The sequence below is a fragment of the Streptomyces physcomitrii genome, assembly GCF_012273655.1.
Classification (GTDB): Bacteria; Actinomycetota; Actinomycetes; order Streptomycetales; family Streptomycetaceae; genus Streptomyces; species Streptomyces physcomitrii.
On the sequence record NZ_JAAWWP010000002.1, the window covers coordinates 205,455 to 222,805 of the forward strand.

A 17,351-nucleotide genomic window follows, 5' to 3' on the forward strand; every position below is an offset into this window, starting at 1 on the left:
CGCCGGGGCGGCCCGGGTACGGACCGCGGGCAGATGAACGGTCCCGGGCGGCATCGCCGCCCGGGACCAGGACCACCTCTGAGCACGGCGCACTGCGCGCGGGCGCCGAGGGGTCAGGCTACGAGGCCTGGCATCACGGGGTGCACAGGACAACGCTGAGCGAGCTGTACTCACAGACGAGCAGGCTCACCTGGCTGCCGGTGGCGAGGTCACCGAAGGCCTCTTCCTTCGGGGTGTCCATCGTCTGGAGGTCGAGAAGCGACATGGTTTTTTCCTTTCAGGGACAGGGAGTTCCTACGTTTCGGCCCTGGGACAGGACCGGCTTGTGGGCCGCGGTGGGCGGCAGGAACGGCAGGTGCGCGGCGGTACCGCCCAGCGCGCTGCCGAGTGCGAGCAGTACGCCCGCGGTTCCGGTGGACAGGTCCATCGAGAGCCGCGACAACTGCTCGCCGGGGAAGGCGAGTTCGCCCTGGTACGGGACCGCGTGGCAGCTGAGCAGGGCGGCCTGCCGGTGCAGGGCACCCGGCCGGTCCGGCACCTCGGTACTGGTCTGCGCGAGGTGCAGCAGCAGGCCGGCGACCCCGCGGAAGAGTCCGGGCTGTACGTAGAAGGAGGAGAGCGCGGCCCCCAGCACGGCGGGGCGCTGTCCGGCGAGCTCCTCGTCCTCGCGGTGCTCCAGGTAGGCGTCGAGCACCATGCCGATGCCGGTACTGCCCGCGCCCAGGTAGGGCATCGTGCGCCGTCCCTCGTCGACGAGCAGGGCGCCGCGGGAGTCGGTCCGGCAGCGCGCCAGGTCCCGGCGGAGTGCCACCGCGGCGGCCTCCAGGAGCACGGGGTCACCGGTGCGTTCGTAGGTGCGCAGGCAGAGCAGCGCGGTTCCGGCGGCGCCGTGCAGGAGTCCGGCGCGGCCGCCCTTGCGGGGCGGGGCGGCGAGGGTGCGTACGGCGAGTTCGGCGCAGCGCAGCGAGGCCTCGCGCAGGGTGCCGTCCCCGGACTGCTCGGCGAGGTCGCCGAGGGCGAGGCCGATCCCGGCGAGGCCCGAGTGCAGATCGGGGGCGAGCGGTTCCAGGGCCTGCTCGGCGGCCAAGTGGGCGAGTTCCAGGGCGTGTTCGCGGTGGCCGAGCCCCCACAGCGTCCAGGCGGTGCCGGTGAGCCCGTCGTAGAGGCCGAGCGGGGTGCCGGAGGCGGGGCGCTTGCTGCGCAGCAGCAGCCACTCCTCGGCGTCCGGACATCGGGTGCCCACCGAGTCGAGGGCGTACAGCACCCCGGCCGCGCCGTAGCCGAAGGACTGCCCGCCGCAGGGTGAGGCGAACTGGGCGATGTCCCCGGGGAAGCAGCGGTCCTCGCGGTCGAAGGTCGCCGAGGCGAGCAGGGCGCGCACCATCGAGTCGCGGGCGGCGGGCCAGTCGGTCGGCGCGGCCGGGAGGTACGGCTCGGTCGGCTCGGCCGAGAGGTGCGGCTCGGTCGGCTGGGCCGGGAGGTGCGGCGCCGAGCGGACCGCGGTGGCGCGGCTGTCCCCGCGGCCTATCTCGCGGACGGCCTCGTCGAGCAGGCTCCGGTCCACGGGGTAGCGGGCGGCGATGAGGTCGGCGAGGTGCGCGGCCTTGGCCCGGTCCAGCGGGAGCAGGGTGGTGAGCGGGAGGAAGAGGGCCAGGCGCAGGCAGGCGAGGGCGTAGCGGTCGATGTCGGTGCCGCGCCGGTCGGCGGGGGCGACGAAGGCGGGGTTGGCGACCACCTGCCGGCGGTTCTCGGCGGCCGGGGCCGCGGCCTCGAAGTCGAGGAGGAAGACCGCGGACTCGTCCTCGGCGACCATCACATTGCTCATGTGCAGATCGCTGAAGACCAGGCCCCGGGCGTGCACGGCGGCCACCGCCTCCTCGACCAGGCCGTGCATCCGCAGCGCCCACGCGGCGTGCTCGGCCAGCGCCTCCGGCCCGGGCTCGCTGGCGGCCAGCGGGAAACGGCGGGCGAAGACGGTGTTGAGGGTGGTGCCCGCCACGTACTCCATCACCAGGAAGCGGTGCTCGCCCACGCTCAGCAGCTCGTGCGCCTCGGGCACCGAGGGCAGCCCGGCGAGCTGCCGCAGCACCTCGTACTCGCGCTCCAGGCGGGCCACCGCGTCCGCTCCGTCGGCGGCCAGACCGGCGTAGGGCCGGGCCTCCTTGAGGACCACCCGGGCATCGGTCCGCTTGTCCCGGCCGAGGTAGACGCCGCCGCCGTTGGAGAAGTGCAGCGCGCCCTCGATGGCGTACGGCAGGTCGGTGACGGCGAGCGCGGCCCGCGCCTCCAGATGGGGGCGCAGGAAGTCGGGCGGTTCCACCCAGTCCGGGGTACGGAAGGCGGGTCCGCGCAGGTCGGGGACGAGCCGGCCCTCCGGGTCCTCGACCGCCGGGCAGAGCGCGCCGTCCTCGCCGTAGCAGTAGCGCTGCGCGAAGGCGCCGTAGCGCAGATACACGGGCCCGGCGCCCCAGCGCAGATCGCTGAGCACATACGGGCCGTGCTCACCCGCCAGCAACGCGTCCAGCGCACCGGCGAGTTCCTCGCACTGCTTCTCGTCGGCGGGATAGACGGTGAGGAACTTCCCGCTCCCGGCCCGGTCCGCGTACTTGGCGCTGCGCATGTGCAGCAGATACGGGCTGGGCAGGCACTTGAAGGGCACCCCCGCGGCGAAGCAGTGGCCCGCCACCCGGTCGAGCACCGAGGCGGCGTTGTCGAGGCCCGCCGAGACATGGATCTTCCAGCCCTGCGCGGGCAGCCGCGCCCCGACCGGCGTGAACGCCGCCCAGTCCCCCCGCAGATGCCGCTCCCAGCCCTCCGGCAGCGGCCCCCGTACGGTCGGGAAGTGCACGGTACGGGCGTCCGCCGCCGACGAGACCCGGCGGGGCGCGTCATAGAAGTAGCGGTCGGCATCGCAGTACACGGCGTACTCCGGGTTCATGCGCACCCCCTGTCGGTTTCGGGCCGGGCGTTCGGACTCTGGGTTCCGGTTGGGCTGGGTTGAGCTGAGCTGAGCTGGGTTGAGCCGGGCTGGGCTGTCGGGCCCTGGGTTCCGGGTCGGGCTTTCGGACTTCCGGTTCCAAGTCGGGCTTTCGGAGTCCGGGGTCCGGGTCGGGCTGTCGGCCGCGTGCAGGGCTCGCGGGCCGGGCTTTCGGTGCCGGGCCGGGCTGCCGGGTACCGGATCGGCCGCCAACCGGCTTGCGCTCGGGGCCTGTTCGGTGTCGGTCAGCGCCTGCTCGGCGACGGGATGACAGTTCCACGCGGGGCAGGGGGCGCCTAGTCACGATCGTCACCAGCTGCCTATGCGAAATGCACACAGTGTGAATGTCGTTTGATCAGCGACTCGCCTCCGGCCGCCCACCCGGGACACGCCTGCGAGGGGTCCGGCCACACCTCATCCGGGCACGTCAGAAGGGGTACGGGGAGTGTACGTACGCGATCGGGCCGCCGGGCGCGGCACATCAGCCGGGGGCGACCGGAGCCACGTACGGGGTACGTGCACGGGCTGGGCGGGACCAGGGGGCGCGCGGTTGCGAGAGGGGCGGTTGAGGGGGCGCGGGGGCGGGGCGAGTCGGGTGGGGGTGGCCGGGGGCGAGTGCGGGGCAGCTCGGGCGGGGCAGGTGCGGGGCAGCTCGGGCCCACGGGCGCGGGGGCAACTCGGGCCCACGGGCGCGGGGGCAACTCGGGCCGACGGGCGCGGGGCTGATGGTCCCGGGCCGCCTGCCTCAGCGAGACCCGAGCGACCGGCATCTCGGGAGTTCCAGCGACCGGTAACACCTCCAGAGCCCCGGCGACCGGCAGCAGCTCCGGAGTCCCAGCAGCCGATACCTCAGGGACCCCGACGGCCGGTGCCTCAAGCGCCCCCAGCGGCCGATACCTCAAGGACCCCGACGGCCGGTACCTCAAGAACCCCCAGCGGCCGATACCTCAGGGACCCGGGCGTCCAGTACCTCAGAGACCCGACCGACGGACCGCCCCCGGGCAAGCCTTCTACGGCGCGCACCCCTCGCCCCCGCCTCAGGCCGGTCTCCGCCCCCGGATCCTTCGGCGCTCGCCCTCCGGTGGGGCCGGGGCGTCGGCGAGGCGGATGACCTCGTCGTCGGGGCCCTCGTGACCGGCGACCACCGGCTTGTCGGAGCCCGCGGCCTTGGCGCGGTACTGGGCGGCGTCCGCGAGGCGGAAGAGGCGGCGGGCCGAGCGCACCGGGCCGATGGGGTCGCCGGTGGAGGCCACCCCGCAGGCCACGCCGTCACCGACGCCGAGGTCCGTGGCCCGGCGGCACAGCTCGCCCGCGACGCGGACCACCTCCTCGGTCGAGGGGCCCACCGAGAGCAGGCAGAACTCGTCGCCGCCGAGGCGGGCCGCGAGGGCGCCCGGCAGCATGGCGCCGCAGAGGGAGAGCAGGGAGCCGAAGCGTTCGAGGAGGCGGTCGCCGGTGGCGTGGCCCTGGGTGTCGTTGACCTTTTTGAGGCCGTTGAGGTCGCAGACGACGAGGCTGACCACGGCCTCCCCGGTGCGGTGCTCCTCGATGGCCTCGTCGAGCCGGACATCGACGGCGCGGCGGTTGGCGAGCCCGGTGAGGGCGTCGGTGTAGGCGAGCCGGTGGGCCTCCTCCAGGCGCTCGGTCTGGGCGATGCCCGCCGCGACGACGGCCGCGAGCACGGTGGCGAAGTCGGCGTCCCCCTGGCCGAAGACGGGCTGCCCGTGCGGTCGCGCCACATACAGCTCGCCCCAGGCCCGGCCGCGCAGCACCACGGGTGCGACCACGCAGCAGCCGCGCCCGCGCCTGCGCAGGGCGGCGACCCGCTGGTGGCAGTACCCCGCCTCCGCCTCGGCGGGGCCCTGGGCCGTCTCCACCCAGGCGTTCGGTTCGCCGCCGCCGATCCACCGCTCGTGCAGGAACTCGGTGATCTCCGGGAACTGGTGCACCGGATAGGCCTCGGCCGCCGGGAACTCCTCCTCGCCCTCGGCCCGCTCGCCGACGTTCACCAGGACCCGCAGCCTGCCCAGCTCCCGCTCCCAGACCGAGAGCGCGGCGAAGCTGCCGTCCAGGCCCCGGCAGGCCCCGATCGCCGCCGCCTTCCAGGACTCACGGGACGACCGCGCCGCCGCCATCCCCTGCGCCAGTGACACCACGGCCCGGAGCCGTATTTCCTCCGCCATTGCTCCAGATTAGGGAGGTTTGCCCGGAGAGGGGCGATCAGGCGGCGAAGCGGGGGAACGGCGGCCGGGCGCCGCGCTCCCGGGACGGGAGGGCAGAGACGGGAGGGGACTCCGGTAGCCGGGGTGCCGGGCCGTGTCCGGACACGGCCCGGGTGCCCGCTACTCCCCCGGCCAGTTCGGCGAGCGCTTCTCGTTGAAGGCGGCGACCCCCTCCGCGCGGTCGCCCGAGAAGGCGGTGGCCCGCCAGGCGGCGTCCTCGATCTCCAGGCCGCTGGGCAGGTCGAGGCCGTTGCCCAGGCGCAGGGCGCGCTTGGCGTTGCGCAGGCCGACCGGGGAGTTCGCCGCCATCCGGGCGCCCATGGCCAGGGCCTCGGCGCGGTCGGCGCCCTCCTCGACGAGGAAGTCGACCATGCCGATCTCGCGGGCCTCGACCGCGGGCACCTTGCGCGCGGAGAAGACCAGCTCCGCGGCGCGGGCCGAGCCCACCCGGCGCGGCAGCAGCTGGGTGCCGCCGCCGCCCGGTATGACGCCGACCGAGACCTCGGGCAGCCCGACCAGGGCCGTGCTGTCGGCCACGATCAGATCGCAGGCGAGCGCGATCTCGTACCCCCCGCCGAGGGCGAAGCCGTGCACCGCGGCCAGGGTCGGCTGGGGGAGTTCGAGGACGCCGGTGTAGGCGCGGCGGGCCAGCGGGCGCTGGCGGACCAGCTCGGCGTCGGTGAGGGAGTTGCGCTCCTTGAGGTCGGCGCCGACGCAGAAGGCGCGCTCATGGGTGGAGGTGACCACCACGACGCGGGCGTCCCGGTCCGCCGCCAGCGCCTCGCAGGCCTCGGCGAGCGAGGCCGCCATCGCGCTGGAGACGGCGTTCATCGCCTTCGGCCGGTCCAGCGCCAGTTCGGCGACGTAGGGATGCGCCTCATGCCTCCGGACCGCCACGAAATCCCCGTACCGCTGCTCCACCACACCCTGCGCCACGACGCCCTCCGCTGACGTTAACGATCGTTACCCGGGGATCATGTCAGCTTTCCGGTGCCCGGCAAAAGGCCTCAGCGGGGGACTCCCGGTCCCCGGCGCGCGACACCCGCACACGCGCCCCGCCGCACCTCGCACGCCCGCCCGGGCACCGGCCGACCCAGCACCGCCCCTCCCGGCGCCGCGAGCGCGAGCCGCCCGCCTCAGCCCCGCCGGGTGAGCAGCCAGGGCTCGACCACGCCGAGGCCGCGGACCGGGCGCTGCCACATCGGCTGGAGGGCGAAGCGGTAGTCCGGCGGCTCCTCGCCCTCCTTCTCCGCGGCGGCGGCCTCCTCGGCGGCCTCGGCCTCGGAGGCCGGGGCCAGCGAGGTCCGGGTCAGCTCCTGGGCGAAGGCGCCGTCGACCAGGACCGCGTCCCGGGGGGCGATGGAGGTGAGGCGGCTGGCGAGGTTCACGGTGGTGCCGAAGACATCGCCCATCCGGGTCGTGACCGTGCCGAAGGCGATGCCGACCCGCAGCGCCGGCATGGTCTCGTCGTGCGCCATGGTCTCGATGAGCAGCAGGGCGATCTCGGCGGCCGTACCCGCGTCGTCGGCGGCGTAGAGGACCTCGTCGCCGAGGGTCTTGATGAGGCGTCCGCCGCGGGCGGCGACCAGGTCGGCGGCGGTGGTCTCGAAGGCCTCGACGAGTTCGCCGAGCTCCTCCTCCTCCATCCGCCGGGTCAGCCGGGTGAAGCCCACCAGGTCGGCGAAGCCGACGGCGAGCCTGCGGTCGACCATCTCCTCGTCGTCCCCGGCCTGGACGACCCGGCCGGTGGCGGCGGCCAGCTGGCGCCGCCAGACGTAGACGAGGAACTCCTCCAGCTCCGGCAGGAGCAGTTCGACCAGGGGGTAGGTGACCTCGGTGCGGGTCATGCCGGGCTCGGGCGGCTCGGTCAGGCCCTCCAGGAAGGAGTCGATCTGCCACTCCGCGAGGCGCGCGGTGGTCTGCCCGGTGGAGCGGGCGACCTGCACCGCCATCGCCTCGCTGAGCAGCCCCGCCTCGACCAGACCGGCGAGCCGCCGCAGGGCGAGGACGTCGGCCTCGGTGAGCGCCTTGGCCTGGCCGATGTCGGCGAAGCCCATGGCCCGCCAGAACCGCGAGGCCAGCTCCATGGAGACGCCGGCGGTACGGGCCGCCTGGAAGGGGGTGTAGCGGCGCTCGGCGCCGAGGATGAGGCCTTCGATGCGCAGCGCCAGCGGGTTCTCGCTGGCCTCCTCGGACTCGCCGTCCGCGCCCTCGCCCTGCGGGCCCGCGGGCCCGGAGCGGTCCGCGCCGCCGGCGTCCGGGGCGGGATACGCCTCGTCGAAGGGTTCCGCGGAGAGGGGTAGCCCGGCGTCGCCGGTCGCCCGCTCGCGCCAGCCGGACTCCCGCCGGGTCTCCGGCTGCCCCTCCCCGGCCTCTCGCTGCGAGCGGCCGGGCCCGGGTGCCGCGCCGGAGCCCGTGTCGTCGACGCTCACGCCTGCTGCCCTTCCGATCTGCCGCGGTCAGTGTACAACTGGAACCCCAGTTTATGAGATCCAGCTCACGAGAGCCGCCCGGAGCCCGGTACCGCCGGGCGGTGTACCTCACCACCCCGGCGGACCGTCAGCGCGGACGTCCTCGGCCACGCGGTCCCGCGTGCCGACACAGTACGGCAGATGTGCGCTGTCTCACTCGCGCGGAGCGGGCCCCGCCGCCTTGAGATGCACGATGTCCCCGGCGCCCACCGGCTCCTGGACACCGTCCTGGGTGGCGAGCACCAGGCGCCCGTCGCCGTCCACGGCCACCGCCTCGCCGATGATCTGCCCGCCGCCCGGGAGTTCGGCCCGCACCCGGCGGCCGAGGGTGGCGCAGCCCGCGGCGTAAGTCTCCTGGAGCCCGGAGAGCCCGGGGTCGCCGCCCGCCTCGCGCCAGTCCCCGTACCACTGGGCGAAGCTGCGCAGGATCGCGCGCAGGATGGGGTCCCGGTCGGTGCTCGCGGCGCCCGCGAGGGCGAGGGAGCCGGCGCCGGGGACCGGGAGTTCGTCGGTGCGCAGGCTGACGTTGAGGCCGATGCCGACGACCACGGCGCCGGTGCCCGCGCGCTCGGCGAGGATGCCGCCGGTCTTGCGCTCCTCGGCGCCGACGGTGACCAGGAGGTCGTTGGGCCACTTGAGTGCGGTGTCCACGCCCGCGGTGCGGGAGAGCGCTGTCGCGGTGGCCACCCCGGCGAGCAGCGGCAGCCAGCCCCAGCGTTCGACGGGGACGGGCTCCGCGCCCTCCTTCGCGTCACCGGGGCGCACCAGGACCGAGAAGAACAGGCCGCTGCGGGCCGGGGCGTTCCAGCGCCGCTCCAGCCGTCCGCGCCCGGCGTTCTGCTCCTCGGCGACCAGCACGGTGCCCTCGTCCAGGGCGTCGGCGGCGGCCGTCAGATCGGTATTGGTGGAACCGGTGCTCGGCACGACCTCCAGGGAGGTCCACAGGGATCCGGGGCGGACCAGGGCGCGGCGCAGCGACGCGGCGTCCAGCGGCGGGCGGTCGAGGTCGGACCAGCGGCCGCCCGGTTCGCCTCGGGCATCTTCAGACGTCATGCAAGCCAGCGTAGGTGTGGTCAACGCCGCACTGCTGAACCGTATGCACGCCGATACGCTACGACGCAGTAACCGTAGGCCAGTCGGACGGTCCCCCGATCTCCGTCCCCGAACCGTCCCCCCGACCCGTCCCCATTTGAGCAGGCAGGGAGCCGCAGCCCGATGTCAGAGCCGCAACAGCCGCAGGAAACCCCCGCGCCGGACATCCACACGACCGCTGGCAAGCTCGCCGACCTGCAGCGGCGCATCGAGGAGGCGACGCACGCCGGTTCGGCGCGCGCGGTGGAGAAGCAGCACGCCAAGGGCAAGCTGACCGCGCGCGAGCGCATCGAGCTGCTCCTGGACGACGAGTCCTTCGTCGAGCTGGACGAGTTCGCCCAGCACCGCTCGACCAACTTCGGCCTGGAGAAGAACCGCCCGTACGGGGACGGCGTGGTCACCGGCTACGGCACCGTCGACGGCCGCCCGGTCGCGGTCTTCTCGCAGGACTTCACCGTCTTCGGCGGCGCGCTCGGCGAGGTCTTCGGGCAGAAGATCGTCAAGGTGATGGACTTCGCGCTGAAGACCGGCTGCCCGGTCATCGGCATCAACGACTCCGGCGGCGCCCGTATCCAGGAGGGCGTGAGCGCGCTCGGCCTCTACGGCGAGATCTTCCGCCGCAACACCCATGCCTCCGGGGTGATCCCGCAGATCAGCCTGGTCGTCGGGCCCTGTGCGGGCGGCGCGGTGTACTCCCCCGCGATCACCGACTTCACGGTGATGGTCGACCAGACCTCGCACATGTTCATCACCGGCCCGGACGTCATCAAGACGGTCACCGGCGAGGACGTCGGCTTCGAGGAGCTGGGCGGCGCCCGTACCCACAACTCGGCCTCCGGCGTCGCGCACCACATGGCGGGCGACGAGAAGGACGCCATCGAGTACATCAAGACGCTGCTGTCCTACCTGCCGTCGAACAACCTCAGCGACCCGCCGGCCTTCCCCGAGGAGGCCGATCTCGCGGCGAACGACGAGGACCGCGAGCTGGACTCGATCATCCCGGACAGCGCGAACCAGCCGTACAACATCGTCTCGGTGGTCGAACACGTCCTGGACGACGGGGAGTTCTTCGAGACCCAGTCGCTCTTCGCGCCGAACATCGTCACCGGCTTCGGGCGGGTGGAGGGGCACCCGGTCGGCATCGTCGCCAACCAGCCGATGCAGTTCGCGGGCTGCCTGGACATCGACGCCTCCGAGAAGGCCGCCCGCTTCGTGCGGACCTGCGACGCCTTCAACGTGCCGGTGCTCACCTTCGTGGACGTGCCCGGCTTCCTGCCGGGCGTCGAGCAGGAGCACACCGGCATCATCCGCCGCGGCGCCAAGCTGATCTACGCCTACGCCGAGGCCACCGTCCCGCTGATCACCGTCATCACCCGCAAGGCCTTCGGCGGCGCCTACGACGTGATGGGCTCCAAGCACCTGGGCGCGGACCTCAACCTCGCCTGGCCCACCGCCCAGATCGCCGTGATGGGCGCCCAGGGCGCCGTCAACATCCTGCACCGCCGCACCCTGGCCGCCGCCCCCGACGCCGAGCGCGAGGGCCTGCGCGCCGAGCTGATCCAGGAGTACGAGGACCGGCTGCTCAACCCGTACACGGCGGCCGAACGCGGCTACATCGACGCGGTGATCATGCCCTCGGACACCCGCAGCCACCTGGTCCGCGGACTGCGCCAGCTGCGCAGCAAGCGCGAGTCCCTGCCCCCGAAGAAGCACGGCAACATCCCGCTGTAGTCCCGGCCTCCGAGCCCCCATCCCCCGAACCCCCAGGAGGAGCGGACATGATCAAGGTCGTACGGGGCAACCCGACCCCCGAGGAACTGGCCGCCGCGCTCGCGGTGGTCCGCGCCCGCGCCGCCGCGGCCGACGCCGCGCCGGACGGCGGCCCCGCGGTGCCCGAGGCCTGGGCGGACCCGGCGCGGCTCGCCGCCAGCCGGGTACCGGCACCGGGCCCCAAGTCCTGGGGCCGTACGTACTGGCCGGCCTAGGTTGCCGATCCGCCGCGGGCGCCGTCGCACGAGGAGTGCGGCGGCGCCCGCGGCCGTGTCCGGCGGGGTTTCTCCGCGGCGCCCGGCGGGGGTTGAGTACCCGTACTCAGGCCCCTGGTCGGCGCGGGCGCCAGGATGGTCCGCATGCTGTGGTCCGATCCGAAGAACGAGCCCCCGCAGGAGCTGCGCGAGATGCAGTCCATGTTGCGGCGGGCCTCCGTGCTGATCGCCGTCGCCGTGATCCTGGCGCTGCTGATCCTCGGGGTGCGCTGAGGTCCGCCGGGACGGCGGCGAGGGGCCCCGGCCGCTCGTCTACGCTGAGCCCATGAGTGATCAGCGCCGCCTCGTGCTCGCCTCCCAGTCCCCGGCCCGGCTCGGACTGCTGCGGCAGGCGGGACTGGCCCCCGAAGTGATCGTCAGCGGGGTGGACGAGGACGCGGTGAGCGCGCCGACCCCCGCCGAGCTGGCGCTCGCCCTGGCCGAGGCGAAGGCCTCGGTGGTCGCCGCCCGCCCCGAGGTGGTCTCCTCCGGCGCCCTGGTGATCGGCTGCGACTCGGTGCTCGACCTGGACGGCGAGGCGCTCGGCAAGCCCGCCGACGCCGCCGAGGCGAGGGCCCGCTGGCAGGCGATGCGTGGGCGCGCGGGCACCCTGCAGACCGGCCACTGCGTCTACGACACGGCCTCGGGACGGCACCGCGCGGCCACCGCCTCCACGGTGGTCCGCTTCGGCAGCCCGAGCGACGCGGAGATCGAGGCGTACGTGGCCTCGGGTGAACCCCTGTACGTGGCGGGCGCGTTCACCCTGGACGGGCTCTCCGGGCCCTTCATCGACGGCATCGACGGCGACCACGGCAACGTCCTCGGCCTCTCGCTGCCGCTGCTGCGCAAGCTGCTCGCCGAACTCGGCGTGGGCATCACCGACTTGTGGGCGGCCGGGGCACGGGACTGAGCCGGACTCCGGCCCTCCGCCGCACGCCCGCACGCCCGCCCGTACGCCCGTGCGCAGACCGAAGGCCGGCCACCCGGGACGGGCGGTCGGCCTTCGCACGGCGCGTGGGGCGCGTACGCGGGCGCTCAGGCGGGCTGCGGGGCGCCGCCCTCGGTTCCGGGCCCGCTCTCCGCGGGGCCCTCGCCCTTGTCGACGGCGTCGGCGGTCCTGGCGTCCGCGACCAGGGTCAGCACGATCAGGCCGAAGACCACCATCATGAAGACGAAGGCGAGCCAGCCGACCAGGCCGACGGTGAAGGCGCCGAGCAGCGCGTGCACAACTGCCGCGCTGATGAGGAGGATCCGGCCGATGCCGACGGCGGGCCGGTTGCGGATGCCGACCAGGAGCATGACCAGCGCGCACAGCAGCAGGTAGAGGCCGAAGAGCCCGCCGCCGATCCAGGTGCCGATCGACATCGCGTCCGGGTCGAGCCCGCCCATCGACATGTCCTGCCGGTCGACGACGAGGCCGAGGAACCAGTTGAGGAGCCCGATCCCGATCGCCTCCCCCACCAGGACGACCGCACCCACAAGTGCCACCGGTCTGCGCACCACCGCACCCCACCCGCTTTCGACTTACCGCCCCTGAGGGGCCCGCCCGTTGCCCGGCAGACGGCCCCGGGTGGGCCGGTGGACCACGGACTCTTCCGGCCTGCGTACCACTACGTTCGAACACCGCGAACGCTACTAACGGGTAAACCTTGGGACAAGGGGTCGGGCAAAGGCAAAGAATGACTGGGCCATTCGTAGGGACTCCACAAAGAAACCCCGCAGGGCGCGGCATGAATTCACAGAGACCTTGACCACACCAGCGGGCTAGGGTGCGGGTGAGGAAACCTGTCAACGGCGGCACGACAAGGGGTTTCACCAAAAGAGCGGGCCTCGAATCACGCTCCGTGTGGGCAAGCTCACCACTGGGGACGGGTCGTAAGGCCGTGTCGGCTGTCCCTAAACTCAGCTTGTTTCAAGGAGGGAGCCATCGTGCGCAAGGTGCTCATCGCCAACCGTGGCGAAATCGCAGTCCGCGTTGCCCGGGCATGCCGGGATGCGGGTATCTCGAGTGTGGCCGTCTACGCCGAGCCGGACCGGGACGCCCTGCATGTCCGCGCGGCGGACGAGGCGTTCGCCCTGGGCGGTGACACTCCGGCGACCAGCTACCTCGACATTGCGAAGGTACTGGCGGCCGCCGCGGACTCGGGCGCGGATGCGGTGCATCCCGGCTACGGGTTCCTTTCGGAGAACGCCGACTTCGCCCAGGCCGTACTGGACGCCGGACTCATCTGGATCGGCCCGCCCCCGCAGGCCATCAAGGACCTCGGCGACAAGGTGGCGGCCCGTCACATCGCCCAGCGGGCAGGGGCCCCGCTGGTCGCCGGAACCCCCGACCCGGTCGAGGGCTCCGACGAGGTCGTCGCCTTCGCCAAGGAGCACGGCCTGCCGATCGCCATCAAGGCGGCCTTCGGCGGCGGCGGTCGCGGCCTGAAGGTCGCCCGCACCCTGGAAGAGGTCCCGGAGCTGTACGACTCCGCGGTGCGCGAGGCGGTCGCCGCCTTCGGCCGCGGCGAGTGCTTCGTCGAGCGCTACCTCGACAAGCCGCGCCACGTCGAGACCCAGTGCCTCGCCGACAAGCACGGCAACGTCGTGGTGGTCTCCACCCGCGACTGCTCGCTGCAGCGCCGCCACCAGAAGCTGGTCGAGGAGGCCCCCGCGCCCTTCCTCAGCGAGGCGCAGAACGACGAGCTCTACGCCGCCTCCAAGGCCATCCTCAAGGAGGCGGGCTACGAGGGCGCCGGCACCGTCGAGTTCCTGGTCGGCGCGGACGGCACCATCTCCTTCCTGGAGGTCAACACCCGCCTCCAGGTGGAGCACCCGGTGACCGAGGAGGTCACCGGCATCGACCTGGTCCGCGAGATGTTCCGGATCGCCGACGGCGAGGAACTGGGCTACACCGACCCGGCGGTGCGCGGCCACTCCTTCGAGTTCCGCATCAACGGCGAGGACCCGGGCCGGGGCTTCCTCCCGGCCCCCGGCTCCGTCACCACCTTCAACGCCCCCTCGGGCCCCGGTGTCCGCCTGGACGCCGGTGTCGAGGCCGGCAGCGTCATCGGCCCCGCCTGGGACTCGCTGCTCGCCAAGCTGGTCGTCACCGGCGCCACCCGCGAGCAGGCGCTCCAGCGGGCCGCCCGCGCCCTGGACGAGTTCCAGGTCGAGGGCATGGCCACCGCGCTGCCCTTCCACCGCAAGGTGGTCAGGGACCCGGCCTTCGCGCCCGAACTCACCGGCTCCAAGGACCCGTTCACGACCTTCACCCGCTGGATCGAGACCGAGTTCGTCAACGACATCGCGCCCTTCCAGCCCGCCGGTGAGGGCGAGGGCGACGAGGAGCCGGGCCGCGAGACCGTCGTGGTCGAGGTCGGCGGCAAGCGCCTGGAGGTCTCGCTGCCCTCCTCGCTCGGCATGTCGCTGGCCCGTACCGGGCTCGCCCAGGGCGCCAAGCCCAAGCGCCGCGCCACCAAGAAGTCCGGCCCGGCCGCCTCCGGCGACACCCTCGCCTCCCCGATGCAAGGCACGATCGTGAAGATCGCGGTCGAGGAGGGCCAGGAGGTCAAGGAGGGCGACCTCATCGTGGTCCTGGAGGCCATGAAGATGGAGCAGCCGCTCAACGCGCACCGCTCCGGCACCGTCAAGGGCCTCGCGGCCGAGGTCGGCGCCTCGATCACCTCCGGCGCCGCCATCTGCGAGATCAAGGACTGAGCCCCCGGCGCCAGTTCAGCCGGGAAGCCCCGTCGGACCACCGTCCGGCGGGGCTTCCCGCATTCCGCTTCCCGCGCTTCCTGCTCCCTGTGCTTCCTGCGCTTCCTGCTTCCTGTGCTGCCTGCGCTTTCCGCCGTGCCTCAGCGCCTGCGCAGATCGGCGACCCGGGCGCCGGGCTGCTCCAGTGCCGCGGCGCTGCGCAACTGCGGTCCGCCGCCCCCGACCTGGCCGCGGCGCGGACTCGGCAGCGGCACCTGCGGCCGGGGCTTGCGGCCCGCCGGGCGCTCGCCCTCACCCCCCGAGGGGGGCCGCTCCCCGGCGACGGTGATCTGCACCCCCTGGTCGGCGAGTGCCTGCAGGGCGGTACCGGCGCGCTCCTCCTGGGCCGGCGGCTCGTCGGTCACCAGGCGGGTGATCAGCTCGGTGGGCACCGTCTGGAACATGGTGTCGGTGCCCAGCTTGCCGTGGTCGGCGAGGACCACGACCTCGGCGGCGGCCTGCACCAGGGCCCGGTCCACGCTCGCGGAGAGCATGTTGGAGGTGGACAGGCCGCGTTCGGCGGTCAGCCCGCTGCCGGAGAGGAAGGCGCGGGAGACCCGAAGGCCCTGGAGGGACTGCTCGGCCCCGCTGCCCACCAGGGCGTAGTTGGAGCCGCGCAGGGTGCCGCCCGTCATCACCACTTCGACCCGGTTGGCGTGCGCCAGGGCCTGGGCGACGAGCAGCGAGTTGGTGACCACGGTCAGTCCGGGCACCCTGGCGAGCCGCCGGGCCAGCTCCTGGGTGGTGGTGCCCGCACCGACGACGATGGCCTCCCCCTCGCCCACCAGGGAGGCGGCGGCGTCGGCGATCGCGGTCTTCTCGGCGGTGGCGAGGTGGGACTTCTGCGGAAGAGGGGACTCCCGTGTGAAGCCTCCGGGGAGCACCGCGCCGCCGTGCCGGCGGTCGAGGAGCCCTTCGGCCTCCAGGGCCCGTACGTCCCGGCGTACGGTCACTTCGGAGGTCTGGACGACGCGGGCGAGTTCCCGGAGCGAGACCGCTCCGTTTGCCCGCACCATTTCGAGGATCAATTGGCGACGTTCTGCAGCGAACACGAAACCGACAGTAACGCGGGCGACCGTCTGCTTTCAGCGGTTTGCGGTGAACAACGGAAGTTGTCCGCAGTGTGCCGCGCGAAGTGGTATATGCGACCACGAAATGGCCGAGCCCTCGCACAAGTGACCTCCGGCCGCCATTCCGGCGTACCGGAACCGGCCGTCCGGAACGCCCAACTCCCTTTACACAATGGGGAGTCGGCGGAGGCAGAACCCGGCCGCGCTCAGGCCTGGCCGGTCTCCTTGCGGGTGTGCAGCTGGCGGGCGACCTCGGCGAGCGAGCCGGAGAGGGAGGGGTACACGGTGAAGGCCTTGGCGATCTGCTCGACCGTGAGGTTGTTGTCGACCGCGAGCGAGATCGGGTGGATCAGCTCCGAGGCGCGCGGCGAGACCACCACACCGCCGACCACGATCCCGGTGCCGGGGCGGCAGAAGATCTTGACGAAGCCGTCCCGGATGCCCTGCATCTTGGCGCGCGGATTGCGCAGCAGCGGCAGCTTGACCACCCGGGCGTCGATCTTGCCGCCGTCCACATCGGCCTGCGAGTAGCCGACGGTGGCGATCTCGGGGTCGGTGAAGACGTTCGAGGAGACCGTCTTGAGGTTCAGCGGGGTCACCGCGTCCCCGAGGAAGTGGTACATGGCGATCCGGCCCTGCATGGCCGCCACCGAGGCGAGCGCGAAGATGCCGGTGACATCGCCGGCCGCGTAGACGCCGGGGGCGCTGGTGCGCGAGACCCGGTCGGTCCAGATGTGCCCGGAGTCCTTCACCCGGACCCCGGCCTCCTCCAGGCCCATGCCCTCGCTGTTGGGGATGGCGCCGACCGCCATCAGGCAGTGCGAGCCGGTGATGACCCGGCCGTCCGCGAGGGTGACCTCGACCCGGTCGCCCACCCGCTTCGCGGAGGCGGCGCGCGAGCGGGCCATGACGTTCATGCCGCGGCGCCGGAAGACGTCCTCCAGTACGGCGGCGGCGTCCGGGTCCTCGCCGGGCAGCACCCGGTCGCGGCTGGAGACCAGGGTGACCCGGGAGCCGAGCGCCTGGTAGGCACCGGCGAACTCGGCGCCGGTGACACCGGATCCGACCACGATGAGCTCCTCGGGCAGCTCGTCGAGGTCGTAGACCTGGGTCCAGTTGAGGATGCGCTCGCCGTCCGGCTGGGCGTCGGGCAGCTCGCGGGGGTGACCGCCGGTCGCGATGAGCACGGCGTCGGCGGTGAGGATCTCCTCGCTGCCGTCGGCGGCGCGCACGATCACCTTGCGCGAACCGTCCATCGCCTGCTGCCCGTCGAGCCGCCCGCGGCCGCGCATCACCCGGGCGCCCGCGCGGGTGACCGAGGCGGTGATGTCGTGCGACTGGGCGAGGGCGAGGCGCTTGACCCGGCGGTTGACCTTGCCGAGGTCCACGCCGACCACCCGGGCGGGGGTGTCGATGTGCGGGGTGTCGTCGGCCACGATGATGCCCAGCTCCTCGTAGGAGGAGTCGAAGGTGGTCATCACCTCGGCGGTCGCGATGAGGGTCTTGGAGGGTACGCAGTCGGTGAGCACCGAGGCCCCGCCAAGACCGTCGCAGTCGACGACGGTCACCTCCGCGCCGAGCTGGGCGGCCACCAGTGCCGCCTCGTATCCGCCGGGTCCGCCGCCAATGATCACGATCCGAGTCACGTACTCCATTGTCCCGTACGCCCGGCATTGCTTCGTCCCGGGGGTATCCCGCCCCCGCGGGGGCCGCGCGCCCCAGGTCAGGCGGAAGCCGTGCTTCCGGTGCCGGGC

14 protein-coding genes are annotated in these 17,351 nt (G+C 73.3%); 5 read left to right on the top strand and 9 right to left on the bottom strand.

Features of this window, described 5'->3' with window-relative positions; translation table 11 throughout:
* Positions 1 to 133 precede the first annotated feature (133 nt).
* The 6 genes from HFV08_RS04115 to HFV08_RS04140 form a co-directional block, all read right to left on the bottom strand.
* Entirely contained in the window at positions 134 to 265 is a 132-nt protein-coding gene (locus tag HFV08_RS04115) for a SapB/AmfS family lanthipeptide (protein WP_168535975.1), read from the bottom strand.
* A gap of 12 nt (positions 266 to 277) precedes the next feature.
* Positions 278 to 2,938 (bottom strand): class III lanthionine synthetase LanKC, encoded by a 2,661-nt coding sequence (gene lanKC / locus HFV08_RS04120; RefSeq protein ID WP_168535977.1) that lies wholly within the window; start codon positions 2,936 to 2,938, stop codon positions 278 to 280.
* Between the two features lie 1,076 nt (positions 2,939 to 4,014).
* Positions 4,015 to 5,160, bottom strand: coding sequence for a GGDEF domain-containing protein (locus HFV08_RS04125; RefSeq protein WP_168535979.1), 1,146 nt, complete (start codon positions 5,158 to 5,160; stop codon positions 4,015 to 4,017).
* 159 nt (positions 5,161 to 5,319) lie between these two features.
* The gene (locus tag HFV08_RS04130; protein ID WP_312885366.1) at positions 5,320 to 6,135 is read right to left on the bottom strand and encodes an enoyl-CoA hydratase-related protein; all 816 of its coding nucleotides are present in this window, start codon (positions 6,133 to 6,135) and stop codon (positions 5,320 to 5,322) included.
* A gap of 200 nt (positions 6,136 to 6,335) precedes the next feature.
* Positions 6,336 to 7,631, bottom strand: a complete 1,296-nt coding sequence (locus HFV08_RS04135) for an adenylate/guanylate cyclase domain-containing protein (protein ID WP_168535981.1) — start codon at positions 7,629 to 7,631, stop codon at positions 6,336 to 6,338.
* A 192-nt stretch (positions 7,632 to 7,823) separates the two neighbouring features.
* Positions 7,824 to 8,723 (bottom strand): biotin--[acetyl-CoA-carboxylase] ligase, encoded by a 900-nt coding sequence (locus tag HFV08_RS04140; RefSeq protein ID WP_168535983.1) that lies wholly within the window; start codon positions 8,721 to 8,723, stop codon positions 7,824 to 7,826.
* Between the two features lie 162 nt (positions 8,724 to 8,885).
* Here HFV08_RS04140 and HFV08_RS04145 point away from each other — a divergent pair, with 162 nt between their 5' ends.
* From HFV08_RS04145 to HFV08_RS04155, 4 genes are all read left to right on the top strand, one after another.
* Positions 8,886 to 10,493, top strand: coding sequence for an acyl-CoA carboxylase subunit beta (locus HFV08_RS04145; protein ID WP_168535985.1), 1,608 nt, complete (start codon positions 8,886 to 8,888; stop codon positions 10,491 to 10,493).
* A gap of 47 nt (positions 10,494 to 10,540) precedes the next feature.
* A complete protein-coding gene (locus HFV08_RS04150) occupies positions 10,541 to 10,747 on the top strand; it encodes an acyl-CoA carboxylase epsilon subunit (RefSeq protein ID WP_040253068.1) in 207 nt (68 codons plus the stop codon).
* A 144-nt stretch (positions 10,748 to 10,891) separates the two neighbouring features.
* Positions 10,892 to 11,020, top strand: a complete 129-nt coding sequence (gene mmpB / locus HFV08_RS32050) for a morphogenic membrane protein MmpB (protein WP_257786943.1) — start codon at positions 10,892 to 10,894, stop codon at positions 11,018 to 11,020.
* A 52-nt stretch (positions 11,021 to 11,072) separates the two neighbouring features.
* On the top strand, positions 11,073 to 11,696 hold the full coding sequence (locus HFV08_RS04155; RefSeq protein ID WP_168535987.1) for a nucleoside triphosphate pyrophosphatase: 624 nt from the start codon (positions 11,073 to 11,075) through the stop codon (positions 11,694 to 11,696).
* Between the two features lie 125 nt (positions 11,697 to 11,821).
* Here the strand turns inward: HFV08_RS04155 and HFV08_RS04160 are convergent, their stop codons facing one another.
* On the bottom strand, positions 11,822 to 12,274 hold the full coding sequence (locus HFV08_RS04160) for a hypothetical protein (RefSeq protein WP_312885367.1): 453 nt from the start codon (positions 12,272 to 12,274) through the stop codon (positions 11,822 to 11,824).
* Between the two features lie 441 nt (positions 12,275 to 12,715).
* Between HFV08_RS04160 and HFV08_RS04165 the strand changes: the two genes are divergently transcribed.
* Positions 12,716 to 14,488 carry an acetyl/propionyl/methylcrotonyl-CoA carboxylase subunit alpha gene (locus HFV08_RS04165; RefSeq protein WP_168535991.1) on the top strand — a complete coding sequence of 591 codons (1,773 nt, stop codon included), beginning with the start codon at positions 12,716 to 12,718 and terminating at the stop codon, positions 14,486 to 14,488.
* Between the two features lie 140 nt (positions 14,489 to 14,628).
* On the opposite strand, the gene HFV08_RS04170 is transcribed toward HFV08_RS04165, so the two are convergent.
* Positions 14,629 to 15,579 carry a DeoR/GlpR family DNA-binding transcription regulator gene (locus HFV08_RS04170; protein ID WP_168535993.1) on the bottom strand — a complete coding sequence of 317 codons (951 nt, stop codon included), beginning with the start codon at positions 15,577 to 15,579 and terminating at the stop codon, positions 14,629 to 14,631.
* Positions 15,580 to 15,803: 224 nt separating this feature from the next.
* Complete coding sequence (locus HFV08_RS04175; RefSeq protein WP_040253063.1) at positions 15,804 to 17,252, bottom strand: NAD(P)H-quinone dehydrogenase; 1,449 nt, start codon at positions 17,250 to 17,252, stop codon at positions 15,804 to 15,806.
* Between the last annotated feature and the right edge of the window lie 99 nt (positions 17,253 to 17,351).

Bases quoted from the DNA above. Each gene is read 5' to 3' on its own strand.
- HFV08_RS04115 (WP_168535975.1), bottom strand. From the start codon at position 265: ATGTCGCTTCTCGACCTCCAGACGATGGACACCCCGAAGGAAGAGGCC.
- lanKC (WP_168535977.1), bottom strand. From the start codon at position 2,938: ATGAACCCGGAGTACGCCGTGTACTGCGATGCCGACCGCTACTTCTAT.
- HFV08_RS04125 (WP_168535979.1), bottom strand. From the start codon at position 5,160: ATGGCGGAGGAAATACGGCTCCGGGCCGTGGTGTCACTGGCGCAGGGG.
- HFV08_RS04140 (WP_168535983.1), bottom strand. From the start codon at position 8,723: ATGACGTCTGAAGATGCCCGAGGCGAACCGGGCGGCCGCTGGTCCGAC.
- HFV08_RS04145 (WP_168535985.1), top strand. From the start codon at position 8,886: ATGTCAGAGCCGCAACAGCCGCAGGAAACCCCCGCGCCGGACATCCAC.
- HFV08_RS04150 (WP_040253068.1), top strand. From the start codon at position 10,541: ATGATCAAGGTCGTACGGGGCAACCCGACCCCCGAGGAACTGGCCGCC.
- mmpB (WP_257786943.1), top strand. From the start codon at position 10,892: ATGCTGTGGTCCGATCCGAAGAACGAGCCCCCGCAGGAGCTGCGCGAG.
- HFV08_RS04155 (WP_168535987.1), top strand. From the start codon at position 11,073: ATGAGTGATCAGCGCCGCCTCGTGCTCGCCTCCCAGTCCCCGGCCCGG.
- HFV08_RS04175 (WP_040253063.1), bottom strand. From the start codon at position 17,252: ATGGAGTACGTGACTCGGATCGTGATCATTGGCGGCGGACCCGGCGGA.